The organism is Aliivibrio sp. A6 (genome assembly GCF_028765505.1).
GTDB classification, from domain to species: domain Bacteria; phylum Pseudomonadota; class Gammaproteobacteria; order Enterobacterales; family Vibrionaceae; genus Aliivibrio; species Aliivibrio finisterrensis_A.
This window is the reverse complement of record NZ_JARACR010000048.1, coordinates 1-16,754: the sequence shown is the minus strand read 5'-3', so window position 1 is coordinate 16,754 and position 16,754 is coordinate 1. Positions and strand designations below refer to the sequence as shown.

Below are 16,754 nucleotides of genomic sequence, written 5' to 3'. Positions count from 1 at the left end.
TTATTTTCTGGGGTGTTGCAGAGCCAACCGCGTTCTTTACCAACTGGTTTGGAACTCCACTTAATGTCGAACCTTTTACAGAAGCAGGTCGTGAACTTGCACTAGGCGCAACCGTCTTCCACTGGGGTTTACATGCGTGGGCTATCTATGGCATGACGGCACTTTGCCTTGCTTATTTTGTTTATAACAAAGGGTTGCCATTATCAATGCGCTCGGTGTTTTATCCACTATTAGGGGATCGCGTGTGGGGTAAAACGGGTGATGTGATTGATATTTTAACCGTATTAGTTACCTTGTTTGGTCTGGCAACGTCTCTTGGTTTAGGCGGCTCGCAAGCGACGAGTGGTATTAGCCATGTTTTTGGAATGGAAAATAATATCTATCTTCAACAGGCTATTATCGTATTGATCATGGGCTTAGCTATTATTTCTGTTCTACGTGGTATGGATGGGGGCGTTAAGTTTCTGAGTAACCTAAATATGGTTATTGCCTTTATCTTCCTTGGTCTGATTGCTGTGCTAAACTTCACAACCGTATTGGATTCATTAGTTACAGCATTAACGGGGTATGTGAAAAACATTGTTCCATTAAGCCAAAACTCTGGCCGTGAGGATACCACTTGGTTGCACGGTTGGACGGTGTTCTATTGGGCGTGGTGGGTTGCGTATGCACCTTTCTTTGGTATGTTCGTAGCACGTATCTCTAGAGGCCGTACCGTTCGTGAATTCCTTCTTTGTGTCATGCTTATTCCGACAGTGGTAACAACCGCTTGGATGTCTATCTTCGGCGGCGTGGCGATTCAACAAGTTATCGATAAAGTTGGATTTTTAGGAGCTAAGCAAGGTATTACCGATGTCTCTTTAAGCTTGTTCCACATGCTAGATGCTTATCCGTTTGGGGATATTCTATCTTTTATTGCCGTAGCACTGATTATCGTTTTCTTTGTGACCACGTTGGACTCAGGCTCTATCGTTATTGATGGCATGACAGCGGGTGGTAAATTAGAAGTACCTGTTAAACAGAAAGTGGTTTGGGCTGTTATCTCTGGTGCGATCGCGATGATTATGTTGTGGATTGGTGGTACTGAATCTATTCAAGCGCTGCAATCCATCACCATTATTGCAGCAATGCCGTTTACTATTATTCTGTTGTTAGGCAGTGCAAGTCTACTTAAAGGATTATTGACGGAAGTTGATAAGCCAAAGGCAGCGACTAAGCGAGTTAACTAGTTAGGTTAGTTTGTAGCTAGATTAAGAACTAAAGTAAAAGTTCGATCTACAATAAAACTCTCTGGTACTTTGTGCTGGGGAGTTTTTTGTTTTTTAGAGAGTCCATAAACACAAAATAACAATGCAGCTATGGCTCGTATCGGTGAGCTTATTAGCGGCGTTCCTGATGCGTTACTTGAAATTGAGTTTGATTGGCGAGGGGATTAACCTCTTGTTATTACTTTTAATATCATATACGTTACCCATAAGCATTATATCGTTATACTAACTTCAAATATTTAAGAGTAAAAATGAAACTAGTTGTACTATCTGGAGCCGGTCTTTCTAGTCCATCGGGTATGCCTATATACGATGAAATCAAGTTAGACAGTGATTATCTACTTCTTCATTCAGCACAAGCAGAAGATATTGTGATAGGTGCTATCTCTTCTTTGAAATCTAGGTTTTTGCATATAAAGCCCAATTCTGTACATCGCGAGTTAGTTAAACTGCACCATTATTGTCAGGCACACGGTGTAGAGATGACCCACTATACTTTGAACGTCGACGATCTTATTGAACAAGTAGGAGGAACAGTTCACCACCTCCATGGCAACATTAAGGATCCTAAGAGTATTTTCGATCATAAAGATGTGGCATCTTTGGACCTAAATTCTATTACTTGGGCTTCTGGTGATTTAATGGTTGTACTTGGTGTTAGTAATAATGGTTATCCGCTTTCTTATCTAGAGAGTGAAGTACTTGCATGTGGTGGAAGCTTTCTAAACTTTAATATTGTAAACAACGACGACTTATTATCACAGACAACTGTTGGAGATCTTTCAGATACATTTTCTGTTCTTGAACTGAGTCAAAATTTACATAGTGAGTTTAACATAATTGACTTAGGGGATTATGAAATTGATATTAAAACATTTTCTATCAATGAGCGAACATATGAGGTTTACTTTACTCCTACACAGTTTGTAGTAACCTCTGAGGAAGAACAGAAAGAATTAGAAGAACTTGTCGGACAAAAACTCGATCATACTGCTTATGAGATTAAGTTTGATCTACAGTCTAATAGAGAAAGTGAGTCACCCTTCGAACAGCCTGACAATAATTTTACTTTGAGAGAGCTTAACTTACTTGGCATGATCATAGCGTCTACTATCAAAGCTCATTCATCTTTAAGACAAGTCACATTATACACTGCATCGGCAGCTGAAGATAATCTTGTGCTATTCTACAATCGACTTGCCAACGTTTATGCAAGTAGATTACAATATGACCATTGGTGTGGTTTTGGGTTAGAAGGAGTCAACTATGCGTTCAAAAAACAGTAAGACTACAGCACAACGTAAAACTGAAGGTTTACGTAAGTTATCTCAAGCATATTCTGATGCAATTAAAGCTGGTACGGTAAGAAAAGTTTTGACTGTTGCAAAACCATAATAAAACAATTGATTTAAAAAATAGCCGCGTTCATCGCGGCTTTTTTGTGCGTGTGGTTTTAGAAACTATTGTCCAAGATGGCTGCCCTGCAACACAAAACAGTGGTCGCTACTCTTGCTCAATGTCGTCACTTACATCGGTGTGTTTTAAGCGTAACAGGGTAGTTTTAAGTTGAGTAAAGTGGCGATCATCTTCAGAAAAACAGAAGTTCGCTAACTTGCCATCACCATGCACCGGAGTTTGGTAGCGGGTGTTTTTTAGTATTTCATCAATCTTAACTGCTGCTCATATCATGGGGTCTCTAGGGCTAGGCACTTTCAAGGGGCTAATGAGAACTTGTTGAATAAAATGGAAACTGATGTTGATGTGATTAAAAGAATACTTACTTCAAATTGAAAACTATATTGATGGCATGACAGCGGGTGGTAAATTAGAAGTACCTGTTAAACAGAAAGTGGTTTGGGCTGTTATCTCTTGTGTTATCGCCATGATTATGTTGTGGATTGGTGGTACTGAATCTATTCAAGCGCTGCAATCCATCACCATTATTGCCGCAATGCCGTTTACTATTATTCTGTTGTTAGGCAGTGCAAGTCTACTTAAAGGGCTATTGACGGAAGTTGATAAGCCAAAGGCAGCGACTAAGCGAGTTAACTAATCACATTGGCATTTAGCTAGAGTAAGAGCTAAAGTAAAAGTTAGATCTACAATAAAACTCTCTGGTACTTTGTGCTGGGGAGTTTTTTGTTTTATGCAATAACAAATAATTGATACGGTTGAATAACGCAAAATTATTACTTTTTATCTTTGTTATTCCCTAAATGGGAAAGTTAAATTGACATTTTATGCAGTTATTCCCATAATGGGAACTTAATCATAGAACGGAGGCTATGTGCGAGTTATTTCAAAACCAATTCTTATAGAGTTTTACTCAAACCCACTCTATAAAGATTCAGAAGAAGCATTAAAAGCGTGGCACGATGAGGTTATTCAAGCAGATTGGAATTCTCCTCATGAAATAAAAGCACAGTATAAAAACGCAAGTATCGTAGGAAATAAAAGGGTCGTTTTTAATATCTGTGGTAACAAATATAGATTGATTGTTTCAGTGAGCTATCGTTTAAAAGCTTTCTACGTGAAATTTGTAGGGACACATAAACAATATGATAACGTTGATGCCGAAACCATCGATTTATTCAAATAACAATGCAGTGGTAATAAATTATGAATATTAAGCCAATTAGAACTAAAGATGATTACAAAGCAGCTATGGCTCGTATCAGTGAGCTTACTAGCGGCGATCCTGATGCATTACCTGATATTGAGTTTGATGAATTAGAAATTTTAACCACTTTAGTTGAAGCATACGAAAACGTTCATTATAAAATTGAAGCACCAGATCCAGTAGAAGCAATTAAATTCAGAATGGAACAGCTTGGGTTAAGTGATAGTGACTTAACACCAATATTAGGGCAACGCAGCCGAGTTACTGAGATTTTAAAAAGAAAGAGACGACTTTCACTCACCATGATTAGAAGCTTAAATAGTAAGTTGAACATTCCACTTGAGAGTCTTATTGGCGAATATCAACTTGTGAAATAATCAGTTTTCGTGATGCTACACTTAACTCCAAACGCTCCATCTAGGGGCGTTTTTGTTTTTCCTGTATCATTGATTTTAAATATTTACCTCCAATACAATCTAACTGGTATTTTGGTTATTTTGCCTATTACATTCAGTAAAAACGCATTTGAGTTTTCATTTATCATTACAGATAAGGTTTAAGTAATGATAGGGATGACATGGAAAAGAAAACGACAAAGTTTATAAATGCTTATTTTCCATGGAATGAAGAGCTGGCAAAACAAGCGAAGCCAGATATTCCTCATTATGAGCCAGTTACAGATCCACAAGCGAAAGCCGCTGCTTTTGAATATTCAATTGAAATTGCTTGTTCTCAAGATGAATTGAATACCTATCAAGTCGGTATTTTTTCTTTAGGTAAAACTAAGGAAGAAGCAAACATCTCTTCATGGAATAAAACTCAGACCGACGAAGGTTTTACACGACTAACCACTAGCGTAAATATTGATGAACCGAAAAAACTGTCTCGTGAATTTTTCTGTTCATGTGGCAATGCAATTTTATTTGATGATGTAAAGCCAGTTAAAGCAGGATCTGGAAGCAATACTGAATCTTTTGTTCCTATTAAGCCTGCTGTTCAAGTAGGAGAACGTTTAGGGTGGCCAACGGAAGGTTATTTTTATCATTTTATTGATGATACGTTAATTAATGAATATAGGTTAAAAGGCTCAGGGAAATGGGCGTTTCAAGTTACTCGCTCAACGAAAGATGCTCTCACTGATGAGTTAGTGTCGGCTCATGATTATGCTTTCATTTTACTGCCTTGGAAAATCAATAATATAGTGACTGCACGTCAGCATTTACTTTATCTTCCGCAAAAAATGTCTTCTGAGCAATTTAAAGATATTGATTCAAATTGGCTTGATACACACGCTTGTTTGCTTGATGTTAATGCTATCGTCCAAAGCAAACATGAAAACAAGTTAGTTCATGAACAAGAAGACGAGACGCTTCCTGCAGTAAAAATTCAAAATATTGGACAATCAATAAGCTTTGCTAATACTTGTACATCGGCATCCACTCCACAGCTTCGTCATAATGTAAAAGCTGCGATTAATGATAATGCGATACCGCAACAAACGCCGATATTGAATGTATGTAAGATAGATCCAATGGCTAAAGCTACAGAGTTTGGTTACATGGCGGTTCTTGCCTTGCCTGCATCAAGCGCCACTGGCGGTAGTTTATTAGGCACGCTAAGTAGTAATGTCAGTAAATCTATGGGGAGTTGGATTTTATCTGATGCAGCAGTTAGTGGCATGGCTCGTTTAGGTGGTGGTCTTATTGCTGCATTATGGCCGTCACAGTTAGCGGATAGTTCGCTTGATGGCAGTCTTCAATTTGATACCTCGGATGCAATAAATACAACCGTTCGTTTTAACTTATACAAAGATGAAAATGGGGTTGAGCAAGTCGTCGGTATACATTCTGGTGATGGGTATGCTTATGGCGAAAGAGTAAAAAAGAAAGTTGCTGATCGAGATGGTGATAAGTTCGTTATTGATCTTGAAGAGGGCATTACACTAACGTGGGTCCCCGATGGCGAAGAGTATAAGCTAGACCCAAGTACAGAGCGTCCTGAGTATGATGGCTTAGATGTCCATGATGTATGGGTAAGGCCAATAGAAGAGCATGAACAAGAATTAGGGACGGTACTTTACCCAGAAGATGAATTAGTTGAGTATATCGTTACATTTCCTGCTGATGCAGGTTTACCACCGTTATATTTGGTTTTTAGTAAAAAGGCATATACCGCAGGATTTAAAACTAAATTATCTCCTAATTCATATCCTGGGGTCTCTAGGGCTAGGCACTTTCAAGAGGCTAATGAAAACTTGCTGAATCAAATGGAAACGGATGCTGATTTTAAAAGACAAATGGAATTATTAGATGTTAATTTAAGTAGAACAATAACAGGCCTTGCTCCACGTAGACCACCAGAAGGTTGGACGTGGCACCATGAACGAGGTGAAGGGGAAATGGTTTTAGTTCCTCGTTCGCATCATACGATTGGTAGTGATGAATGGAAAATATTACACCCTGAAAATAAGGGGGGGTATGCTATATGGGGGAAAAAATGAGAACGTTAGAACAAGTATTATTAAATATTAATAATGAAGATCCTGAGCATACGATTTATGCAGAAAGGCCTTGGACAATAAAATCAAATGCAATAGTTTGCTTAGAGGATTCTATTGATGTTCCAAGTAATTTATCGTATTTTCTTGAAATATTTTTAGTTCTGGATGTTATTGAAGATCTTGGTTCCGACTCTATGCAACGTATTATTGAGTATGCTGAATATGATAGTTAACATGTAAATAAAAATTAGTATTTTTATCATGATGGAAATGGTGCTGATGTGATTAAAAGAACACTTACTTCAAATTGAAAACTATATTGATGCATGACAGCGGGTGGTAAATTAGAAGTACCTGTTAAGCAGAAAGTGGTTTGGGCTGTTATCTCTGGTACTTTGTGCTGGGGAGTTTTTTTATATAGCCCACAAACACTAAATAACAATGCAGTGGTAATAAATTATGAATATTAAGCCAATTAGAACTAAAGATGATTACAAAGCAGCGATGACTCGTATCAGCGAACTCACTAGCGGTGATCCTGATGCATTACCAGATATTGAGTTTGATGAATTAGAAGTTTTAACTATTTTAGCTGAAGCATACGAAAGCGTTCATTATAAAATTGAAGCCTAAGGCTGCGTAGCCGATTTACTGATATTTTGAAGAGAAAGAGACGACTTTCACTCACCATGATTAGAAACTTAAATAGTAAGTTGAACATTCCACTTGAGAGCCTTATTGGCGAATATCAACTTGTGAAATAATCAGTTAATTCTTGGTGACTACAATTAACTTCAAACGCTCCTATGTAGGGGCGTTTTTGTTTAAGTGAAACTAGTAGGTAGTTTTCCTGAAAGAATTATAGGAATAATGGAGGAAGTTATTTTATTTTCATTATGTAACCTAGATTTGCTAATGTGATCACGTCTGGATAATTCTGACGACTTTTACTTTTTTAATAGCAGTTAATAGGTGTCGAGTAATTTCATTTTAGTTTGATTTAACTCACTGAAAATATGAAACTTAATGTGTATATTTAATGGCGTGACTAACGATTAAAGTGTTCGGAGGGAGAATTACAGCCCCTCTCTTTTCGTATGGAGTACAAATGTACATAAGCAATATACGAGTACAGAATTTCAGGTTACTGAAAGATACTACATTAGACTTGGAAGATGAGTTAAATAACGAGTTATCTCTATTAATAGGAAAAAATAACTCGGGTAAAACATCTTTCATTGTACTGTTTGAAAAATTTTTGAGATCAAAAAAATTTTATTACGATGATTTCCCATTGAGCCTGCGTGAAAATATCCTTAAGATCAGTCAAGAGACTGATGAGTATTCGCTAGCAATAAGGCTATCTCTTACTATTAAATATGGAGAAGAAGATAATCTACAGAATCTTTCTGATTTTATTGTGGATCTTGACCCAAATTGCAACACCGTACGAATTTCTTTTGAAGCAACAATTAATAAATCAAAACTGTTAAAGGATCTTGATACTGTTACTGGAAGAAAAAATGAGTTTATCAAAAAGAACCTTTCTGAATACATCCAAGTTAGTTACTACATCTTTAATGAGTACAGTGATTTTGAGTCTAATCATCGCTCAAACCTGATCAAAAAAGATGCATCTGATGTTAATAACCTTATCAATTTAAAAATAATTCAAGCAAATAGGAATGTAACAAGCTCGGATGCTAAGCCTCAAGATCGAAAGATTCTTTCACACCTAACAACTCAATTTTACAATAGTAAAGTCAAGGTTTCTCATGATGAACTAGAAGGGATTAATTCATCTATTATTAATGCGGACGAGCAGCTTAGTGATAACTATAAAACATTCTTTAAGCCGTTCCTTGAGAACGCGAAGTCTTTTCTAGGGCTTACCGAGTTAAACGTTGTATCTGATCTTCAGTCTAAGGAGGTTATGGGAAGTCATTCTAAGATCACCTATGGGAATAATGGCTATGAACTTCCTGAGCACCAGAATGGTCTGGGGTATATGAACATACTCTATCTTCTGTTGAATATAGAGATTGAGAAAGCAGATTTTGAAAAGACTGAGCGGGATATAAATCTTCTGTTTATTGAAGAACCGGAAGCTCATACTCATCCGCAATTACAGTATGTTTTTATTGATCAAATTACAAATACTCTAAAAGGAATTAAAGGACTTCAAACTTTCATCTCCACTCACTCTGCCCATATCGTCCAGAAATGTAATTTTAAGGATATTCGATACTTCCGATCTGCGAAGGACGAAGCAAACACAGAAATACGAAATTTCTATAAAGAGTTACAGGCAAAGTATGCTGATGAAAAGAATGCTGAGATTGATAAAGTAGAGAAGAAGAATTTCAAATTTCTGAACCAATACTTAACAATAGAGTCCTCAGAACTATTCTTTGCAGAGAAGATAATTTTCATAGAAGGTACTTCTGAAAAAATGCTCCTACCATACTTCATCAGTCAATTTGATACAGATGGCCTTGGTGATTCGGGAGATATTGCTCTTACTTCTCAAAACATATCGATCCTCGAAGTCGGGGCGAATGCAAAAGCATTTAGGCATTTTTTAGATTTTCTTGAGATTAAGACGCTCATTATTACAGATCTAGATACTACAGAAGAGAGAGAAAGTGAAGCGGGAAGAAAGATTTACAAGGCCTGTTCTGCTAAAACTGGTACACATACCAGTAATGCGACCTTACGGCATTACTATAAATCACCAGAATTTAATACGGAAAGCTTCCCTGACTGGATGAAGAAACTAAAAGCACATACCCATGATGAACCTTCAGCATTGATTAAAGTTGCTTATCAGGATGTTGAAAGCGGTTACCAAGGAAGAAGCTTTGAAGAAGCGTTCGTGAGTGCGAATATGGAAATAATAGCTCGTAATCTGAATGATATCGATGGGCTAAAAAACAAGAACAAGTTTGATGAATGTAAGTCTGATCCTGACAAGTTTGTGGAGATAATGCTCGATAGCAAAGGGAAGTCTGGTTTTGCCTCATCTATACTTTACCTCGCTCTTTCAAATGATCATCTTAAGTGGAATCCTCCGTCATATATCAAGGAGGGGTTAAAGTGGATCGCCAAATAACCCCACAGGAAAGAATTCAAGAATGCATAGCAGATAAGAAGAGTTTTGTTTTGCAGGGAGGGGCGGGTTGCGGGAAAACTGAAACGTTAAAGGAAACACTAAATATCCTAGCTAAAAGTTACCCGAAGAAGAGAATCGCCTGTATTACTCATACTAACCTAGCCGCCAATGAAATCATCGACCGTGTAGGAGAAGGTTATAACATATCGACAATACACTCGTTTCTTGGAAAGTTAATTAAAAACTATACCAAGGCAATTCATGATGTTATCCATGAGTTATTTATCGTTTCTAGTTTAAGAGTTGAAACTGAGGATAGTTCAGGATTAGTTGGAAATGAACTCAAGAAACTTAATCATGAAAACTATAAGAAAGCATATAAAAAGTATGCAAAGCGGAAATACATCGTTAAAGGTGAGACTTCACCCAAAGAGCTCGTTAAAAGAGACTATGATAAAGTCGCAGATGAGAGCAATCAGGATCTAAACCAAAAAATAGCCGAGTTGAATACTGAGATTCGACAGATAATTGATAGTAAAGATCATAAATATATCAAATACAACGATTCACGTTTTGACCGATTTAATGACCTTTCATTTGGGCATGATAGCTTATTAAAAATTGCAACCTTGTTATTTAAACGCTATCCAAAACTAGGAAGAATCTTGTGTGATAAGTATGACTTTATCTTAATAGACGAATATCAAGATACGCATGAAGATGTGGTTGAAGTGTTCCTAAAACATCTCCCAAAAAATAGGAATACCACTGTAGGATTGTTTGGTGATGCGATGCAAAGCATATATTCTGATGGTGTTGGAGACGTTCGTACTTATATTACTTCAGGTGATCTTGTTGAGATACCAAAAGAAGATAACTTCAGATGTTCAGAGCAGGTGATCGACTTTATTAATGCTCTGAGAGATGATGCTCTTAAACAAGAACCAGCATTCAAGACTAAGGAAGATGGCACCAAAGAAACCTTAAAAGACAGACAAGGTGAAGTTCGGTTACTTTACGCAATCTGGAATAGTAACAAGCCTCACTCTCGGAGTTCGCCTGAAGAAAAGCAAGCATATCTCGATTTTGTCGACAAGTTAATTGATTTAGCAGATGGTGAAGATTCTCATCATAAAAAGTTAATGCTCACAAACAAATCAATTGCAAGCAAAGTTGGATTTGCATCTTTATATCAATTGTTTGCTGATAGGTATACGGAAGTTAAGGATGAAATTGAAAAGGTTCTTACAAGTATACAGGCTCTGGATCTAGCTGAATTATGTGATGCCTATAGCGGCTCAGAAAAAAGGTATAACTTTATTTTATCCGAACTGAAGAAGTCAGGTTTTGTTCTCAGCAATCTTAAAGCTAAAGAAAAAATTGTTGCTGCATTTGATAGGATAACTATGGGTAAATTAAGTATTGCTAAAACCCTTGAGGTTGCTTTTGAAGAAAACATAATTGCCGAGTCAGATAGTTATCTTGCGTATGTTGAGCGTAAAGATTCTTTCTTAGCTGGATTGAAAAGTGATATGGGATATCAAGAGCTCAAAGCGCTTTTTAATTCTGGTTCTAACACCTTAGTTAAGATGACAAAAGAATCCCCAGAATTGACTGAAGAAGCATTTAATGAATTCATATCCAATCTTAAAAGAGAGAGATTTTATGAGGAGCTATTCTCTGAATCGATCCCTTTCGGTGAGATAGTCAGATATTGCAAGTATCTAAATGAAAAGTGCGATTATGTCACAATGCATAAAACGAAAGGATCAGGTATTGAAAATGTTTTAGTTGTACTTGATGAATATTTCTGGAATCAATATAAGTTTCAGTTTAGTCAAGATCGAACTAAACCTAGTAACGTTTTTTCGGCCTCTAGCATGAAACTATTTTATGTAGCGTGCTCGCGAACGATAAAGAATTTGACCGTTGTTAAAGTAGTAACTAATGATGAGGAAAAGTATCTACTGGAAACATTCCCCGGATTTGAAAAGGTAGTTATTGATTAGTGTAAGTGTAGTGGTCAAGACGACTTGGTCACATAGATATGGATAAACCGCTTAGGTACAATATTCGGAGTTATCCGCACATTCTGAAATTCCTAAGGCGTGCAACTCGGAAATACCAAAAAACAAGTTACCCTCCAAATCCACTAACAAAAAGGTCGCTCACTCGCGACCTTTTTCCTACAAAACCCCCAACGCTCTTTCTTTAAGCCCCTCAGTATACTCATTAACCTTCCAATGCTCTGGGCTCCAGCCTTTTACAAAGCGTTGAAAATCAGCCCAAGCAATGCAAAACAGTGGTCGCCACTCTTGCTCAATATCGTCACTTGCTTTGGTGTGTCCTAAACGTAATAGGGCGGCTTTAAGCTGGCTAAAGTAATGATCGAGTAATTCGCTCTCAAGCTCCGCACAGTTTTCTGGCATAACGGCACTGCTGATAAATAAGATCACATCCTTCATACCGCAGCCTTTTCCTATGTATTGGAAATCAACCGCAGCAACCTGATCCCCATCTTCAGAAAAACAGAAGTTCGCTAACTTAGCATCACCATGAACCAAGGTTTGGTAGCGGCTGTTTTTAAGTGTTTCATCAATCTTAACTGCTGCTCGTTTTAATGGTAAATCCGTTAAGGCTTCAAGCTCATCAGAGCGCGTGTCTAAATGCCAATACGTGCCAATTTGCCATAATCCAATAGGTTCGACATTAAGGTGTGCTGCATGAAAGTTTGCAAGCCAAGTTAAGCAGGCTTTGGTTTCATTTATTGAGGCGCTGGTTTGTAATGGTCCAGTTTTTACGATTGGAAATCCGCAGGTCGATAAATCTTCCAATACTAAGATGAGCTCGTTATCACGCTGCTCAACGTATAAACAGCGCGGTACAGGGCAATGTTCAGAAACTGCATTGGCGTAATCTTGGTACCAGTTGAGTTCCACTTGGTATGAGTCGAGTTTACGTTGGTGTGATAAATCCGTATTCCAACCTCTAGGGTGCGCCTTAGGCTTGGGTAAGGTGATTTGTTTAATGATAATAGAAGAGGTGGGTGCATGGGTTAAATGCAAACGCACCAACTCCCCATAACCGCCCCACAAGGTTTGTAGGGTATCGGTTTGGGTAATTGATGCATTTTCGAAACCCGAAATACGTGATAAATCAAACATGTCGAGTTCCTTTATTCATCTAGCTTAACGTAGATTATTTATGGTTTGAGAAGTTTTCGCCTTTTGCCATGCGATCATACATGATCACGTTCACAGCAGCGGCTAAGTTCATGCAGCCATTGGTTGGTACATAAATAGTCTCACGGCAGAAATCGGTGATCTCTTTTTTCAATGTACCGTCTTCTGGACCAAAAATGTAAAACGCACGTGGTGGGTGCTTGTAATCTGGCAGCGGTTTTGCGCCTTCAATTAAATCAACGGCCACAGGCACACAATCTAAAGGAATGATGTCTTTTAGATCTTCAACGCCAATCAATGGCACGTTAAGATGCTGGCTTTTTGTATCCGTACAAAACTGTTTAGCGATATCGTAACGTCTGCCCGTGTAGAATACCGAGTTTACGCCATAGCAGCCTGCCGCTCGCATTACCGAGCCTACGTTTTCAGGTGTTTTTGGGTTTACCAATCCAATACAAGAGTAGCCTTTAGTCATTTTACCGTCTTTCCAATACAAAATTTGCGCGAAGTATACCTAAATTAAAGGGATTCATATAGACTCATTGGATAATTTCCTAGGAAGGCGAAATATGAAAACCGTTGCGATTCTTGTTGATGTACAAAATATTTATTACACCACGCGTGATGTTTACCAACGTCATTTTGATTACAACGCATTATGGGCAAAAGTGACCGATGGCCGTAAGGTGGTTGGGGCTAATGCGTATGCGATTGCGCGCAGTGATGACAAACAAAAGCAGTTTCATAATATCCTTCGTGGTATTGGTTTTGATGTGAAGCTTAAGCCTTTTATTCAGCGTCGTGATGGGTCAGCAAAAGGCGATTGGGACGTAGGTATCACCCTTGATGCGATTGAGTTGGCAGAGCAGGCGGATATTGTGGTTATTTTGTCTGGCGATGGGGATTTTGACTTACTCGTTAAGCGAATTCAGTCACGTTTTAATAAAGAAGTTGAAGTGTATGGCGTGCAAAATTTAACGGCTAATTCACTTATAGAAGCCGCTGATCGCTTTATTCCAATAGAAGATAACTTGTTATTATAGAGTAAGTTATCATTAGTATCCTTTACGGTATCGCTATAGAGTACTGCTTATCTTTCTCTTCTACGCCTAAGATCTCCTACTGGATTTTATCAATTAAGGGAGGAGGGAAGGAAAATGGGAACTTTTTATAATTGAATGATGTTATGTAATGGATAAAAAAATAATGAACCAGCAAACACAATGCCATTCAGCTGAAGTGCCAGCGATGAGTAATATAATCCTACATGCTTTCGATTGGCGCTATGAACACATCACAGAGCAAGCAGAATTGATTGCCCGTTTGGGTTATCGCTCTGTGCTCGTTTCTCCTGCCATGAAATCATTAAGCTTGCCATCAGGCACCCAGTGGTGGCAGCGCTACCAACCGCAAGATTATCGTCTTATTGATAACCCTCTTGGCAATACGCTTGATTTTACACGCATGGTAGAGCGATTGGCTGAGTTAGGGTTGTGGGTTTATGTTGATGTGGTGTTCAATCACATGGCCAATGAATCAGACATTCGCGCTGATCTTGAATACCCAAATCAATGGGACAGGGAAGATTACGCTCGTAACCCTGAGAAGTATGAAGCGTTAAAACTGTTTGGTGATTTATCTGAACCGCTGTTTTCTGAATCTGACTTTGTCGAAGCCTTTGGGATCGAAAATTGGAATGATAAGTGGGAAGTGCAGAACGGTCGTATCTCAGGTGGGCCTCATGACCCAGGTTTACCAACGTTAGTAGATAATACTCATGTTATTGAGCAACAACGTTCATACCTAAAGGCGTTAAAACAGATTGGTGTGAAAGGCTTTCGTATTGATGCTGCCAAGCACATGAGTTTAGAGCACCTTAGCAAAGTGTGGGATGATGAGATCACTCATGATATTCATATTTTTGGTGAGATCATTACCGATGGTGGTGCAACCAAAGAAGAGTATGAAACCTTTTTAAATCCATACCTAAAAGAAACAAAGTTAGGCGCTTATGACTTTCCTTTGTTTAATACCCTTTATCAAGCACTAGAAAAAGACGCCTCTTTTACAAGCTTAATTGACCCGTACATTTATGGGATGGCAATGTCTCCACTGCGCGCGATTACTTTTGCGACCACTCATGATATTCCAAATAACCAAGTGTTCCAGTCGCTTGTGATGAGTGAAGCAAATGAGTGGCTTGCGCATGCGTATTTGTTTGGCCGTGATGGTGGTATTCCTCTGATTTATTCTGAGCTTGATGTCAGTGGCATAAAAAATGTTGCAGGTGAGCCAAGATGGAAAGATGAGTGGTATTCTGAACGCATGGCAACGCTGATTGCTTTTCATCATGATATGTATGGTGAGCCACAAAAACACGTCGCTGCAAGTGATGATCATTTGATCTTCGAAAGAGGGGTAAGTGGTATCGTGGCAATCAATAAATCTGCCCATAATATTGAAGTGAATATGGCGGTAAAATCTGATGTGGTGTGGCTAGAAAGAACCTCGCACAACTATTACGCACCTCAACAGGGAAACCTTCGATTCTTTATTCCTGCAAACTCGTATCTGTTGTTTTCACGTTAGCTATTGCTAGATTAGAGCCTTAATAAGCAGACATAAAAAAGGTGGATAACGAATCCACCTTTTTTGTTTTTGTCGCTTGGTTACCTGCTTAATTAACTAAGCTAAACCTTAAACTGATGCACGATATCACTTTGTTGGTGTGCCAACTCATTCAATGTTGAGCTGACATTGGCAATATCATTCATTGCGGTTTGGTTCTCTTCTGCAATGTGGCTAATGTCTTCAAGACTGCGTGCAATTTCAGTTGTGGTTGCACTTTGCTCGTTAGCCGCTTGAGAAATATGGTTACTCATGTGGCTTATCTCATCAATCAAGCTTTGGATCATTACCATTGCATTATTGGCTTCGTTTGTTTGAGTAACACTCTGCTGCATGTCGACTACACAGCTTTCAATAACGGTGGTGGTAGTTTTAGAGCTGGATTGAAGATTGGCAATCATTACTTCAATCTCAGAGGTTGATTTTGCAGTACGTTGAGCAAGAATACGTACTTCATCGGCGACTACGGCAAAGCCACGTCCTTGCTCACCTGCGCGCGCTGCTTCAATCGCGGCGTTCAGTGCAAGTAGGTTAGTTTGCTCTGCAATGTTATTGATCACATCAAGAATAGAACCAATTTCACCGCTGACTTTTTGTAAATTACCTACGGCTTGTACTGATTCATCAAGGCGGCTTGATAGCTGTTCAATGGTTTGCAAATTGCTTTGCATCACTTGTTGACCATGCTCTGAAGCGGCTTCTACTTCTTGTACTTTAAGTAGGGAGCTTTCTGAGCTTGAGGCAACTTCAACAACTGAGTGTTCCATTTGAGTCATCGCCGCGGCGACGCTAGTGGTTTGTTCGCGTTGACTTAGCAGTTGTTGTTTTGCTCTTTCAGCCGTTGAGCTGTTGTTTTGAGCAACCTCGGTCAATTCGTCTGAGGCACCACTGAGTTGCAGTAGTACTTTTTGTAGATTATCAGCCAGTGTATTGATGTGACGAGAAACACGACTGAATTCGGTATTTCTTTTGGTTTCAATTCGTTGAGTCATATCACCAGAAGTCAATGACTCTAAAATACGTAGCATATTTTTTAATGGTGTGCGAACTGATGATGCAAGGTGATAACCAATAAAGGTAGCAAGTAGCGAAACCACAATACCTAATACAATCGCTTTATATACGCTTTGTTGGTAGATATCTTCTGCAATTTGCAATGACTGTTGTAAGTCTTGATTTGCTAATTCATTAAATGAGGTTAACAAAACCAGTGCGCTATCAATTTGGCGAGCCAGATTAGAGATATTGCTGTAAAGGGTATCGGTAGCATTTAGATAAGCAAAGTGTGTATTTAGGATGCCTTCTTTTTTACCGACTTCATTACTAAATTGATTAACGGGTTTATCAAAGGTTTCTTTTAATTGTGGTAACTGATTAACTAAACCGCGATACGCGTAGTTTAAATGGGTAACGGCTTTTTTGTTTTGGTTAACGGCTTTTTTTA

Annotated in this window: 15 protein-coding genes and 2 pseudogenes; 13 read left to right on the top strand and 4 right to left on the bottom strand. The window is 38.4% G+C overall.

What is annotated here, in order from left to right:
* The 3 genes from PVK70_RS17730 to PVK70_RS17720 all read left to right on the top strand — a co-directional run.
* Positions 1-1,229: BCCT family transporter (locus tag PVK70_RS17730; protein ID WP_274441691.1), on the top strand; the 1,229-nt coding region annotated here is incomplete at its 5' end.
* Positions 1,230-1,519: 290 nt separating this feature from the next.
* Positions 1,520-2,554, top strand: a complete 1,035-nt coding sequence (locus tag PVK70_RS17725) for an SIR2 family NAD-dependent protein deacylase (protein WP_181044567.1) — start codon at positions 1,520-1,522, stop codon at positions 2,552-2,554.
* A complete protein-coding gene (locus PVK70_RS17720; protein ID WP_258132450.1) occupies positions 2,535-2,663 on the top strand; it encodes a hypothetical protein in 129 nt (42 codons plus the stop codon). The genes PVK70_RS17725 and PVK70_RS17720 overlap by 20 nt, the downstream gene beginning before the upstream one ends.
* Positions 2,664-2,843: 180 nt before the next feature.
* Here the strand turns inward: PVK70_RS17720 and PVK70_RS19135 are convergent.
* A pseudogene (locus tag PVK70_RS19135) lies at positions 2,844-2,948 on the bottom strand (choline kinase); the annotation flags it as partial.
* A 118-nt stretch (positions 2,949-3,066) separates the two neighbouring features.
* Between PVK70_RS19135 and PVK70_RS17715 the strand changes: the two are divergent.
* From PVK70_RS17715 to PVK70_RS17680, 8 genes and pseudogenes are all read left to right on the top strand, one after another.
* Positions 3,067-3,321, top strand: a pseudogene (locus PVK70_RS17715) (BCCT family transporter); the annotation flags it as partial.
* Positions 3,322-3,555: 234 nt separating this feature from the next.
* Positions 3,556-3,867, top strand: coding sequence for a type II toxin-antitoxin system HigB family toxin (locus PVK70_RS17710; RefSeq protein ID WP_130049305.1), 312 nt, complete (start codon positions 3,556-3,558; stop codon positions 3,865-3,867).
* Positions 3,868-3,887: 20 nt separating this feature from the next.
* Positions 3,888-4,265: a helix-turn-helix domain-containing protein gene (locus tag PVK70_RS17705; protein WP_130049306.1), complete on the top strand. Its 378-nt coding sequence runs from the start codon at positions 3,888-3,890 to the stop codon at positions 4,263-4,265.
* A gap of 200 nt (positions 4,266-4,465) precedes the next feature.
* Entirely contained in the window at positions 4,466-6,388 is a 1,923-nt protein-coding gene (locus tag PVK70_RS17700; protein ID WP_130049307.1) for an S-type pyocin domain-containing protein, read from the top strand.
* Entirely contained in the window at positions 6,385-6,621 is a 237-nt protein-coding gene (locus tag PVK70_RS17695; protein ID WP_130049308.1) for a hypothetical protein, read from the top strand. The genes PVK70_RS17700 and PVK70_RS17695 overlap by 4 nt, the downstream gene beginning before the upstream one ends.
* A gap of 226 nt (positions 6,622-6,847) precedes the next feature.
* Complete coding sequence (locus PVK70_RS17690) at positions 6,848-7,021, top strand: hypothetical protein (RefSeq protein ID WP_165367244.1); 174 nt, start codon at positions 6,848-6,850, stop codon at positions 7,019-7,021.
* Between the two features lie 475 nt (positions 7,022-7,496).
* Complete coding sequence (locus PVK70_RS17685; RefSeq protein ID WP_130049310.1) at positions 7,497-9,500, top strand: ATP-dependent nuclease; 2,004 nt, start codon at positions 7,497-7,499, stop codon at positions 9,498-9,500.
* The gene (locus PVK70_RS17680) at positions 9,485-11,509 is read left to right on the top strand and encodes a UvrD-helicase domain-containing protein (protein WP_130066675.1); all 2,025 of its coding nucleotides are present in this window, start codon (positions 9,485-9,487) and stop codon (positions 11,507-11,509) included. Before PVK70_RS17685 ends, PVK70_RS17680 begins: the two co-directional genes overlap by 16 nt.
* Before the next feature lie 177 nt (positions 11,510-11,686).
* On the opposite strand, the gene PVK70_RS17675 is transcribed toward PVK70_RS17680, so the two are convergent.
* Together PVK70_RS17675 and PVK70_RS17670 are read right to left on the bottom strand one after the other, a co-directional pair.
* Entirely contained in the window at positions 11,687-12,664 is a 978-nt protein-coding gene (locus PVK70_RS17675) for a phosphotransferase (protein WP_130049312.1), read from the bottom strand.
* 34 nt (positions 12,665-12,698) lie between these two features.
* The gene (locus PVK70_RS17670) at positions 12,699-13,157 is read right to left on the bottom strand and encodes an RNA methyltransferase (protein ID WP_060990765.1); all 459 of its coding nucleotides are present in this window, start codon (positions 13,155-13,157) and stop codon (positions 12,699-12,701) included.
* Between the two features lie 94 nt (positions 13,158-13,251).
* On the opposite strand from PVK70_RS17670, the gene PVK70_RS17665 reads away from it, so the two are divergent.
* Together PVK70_RS17665 and PVK70_RS17660 are read left to right on the top strand one after the other, a co-directional pair.
* The gene (locus PVK70_RS17665; protein WP_130045289.1) at positions 13,252-13,725 is read left to right on the top strand and encodes a LabA-like NYN domain-containing protein; all 474 of its coding nucleotides are present in this window, start codon (positions 13,252-13,254) and stop codon (positions 13,723-13,725) included.
* A 163-nt stretch (positions 13,726-13,888) separates the two neighbouring features.
* Entirely contained in the window at positions 13,889-15,271 is a 1,383-nt protein-coding gene (locus PVK70_RS17660; RefSeq protein ID WP_130049313.1) for an alpha-amylase family protein, read from the top strand.
* 101 nt (positions 15,272-15,372) lie between these two features.
* Here PVK70_RS17660 and PVK70_RS17655 read toward each other — a convergent pair.
* On the bottom strand, positions 15,373-16,754 hold a 1,382-nt coding region (locus tag PVK70_RS17655), incomplete at its 5' end, for a methyl-accepting chemotaxis protein (protein WP_274441690.1).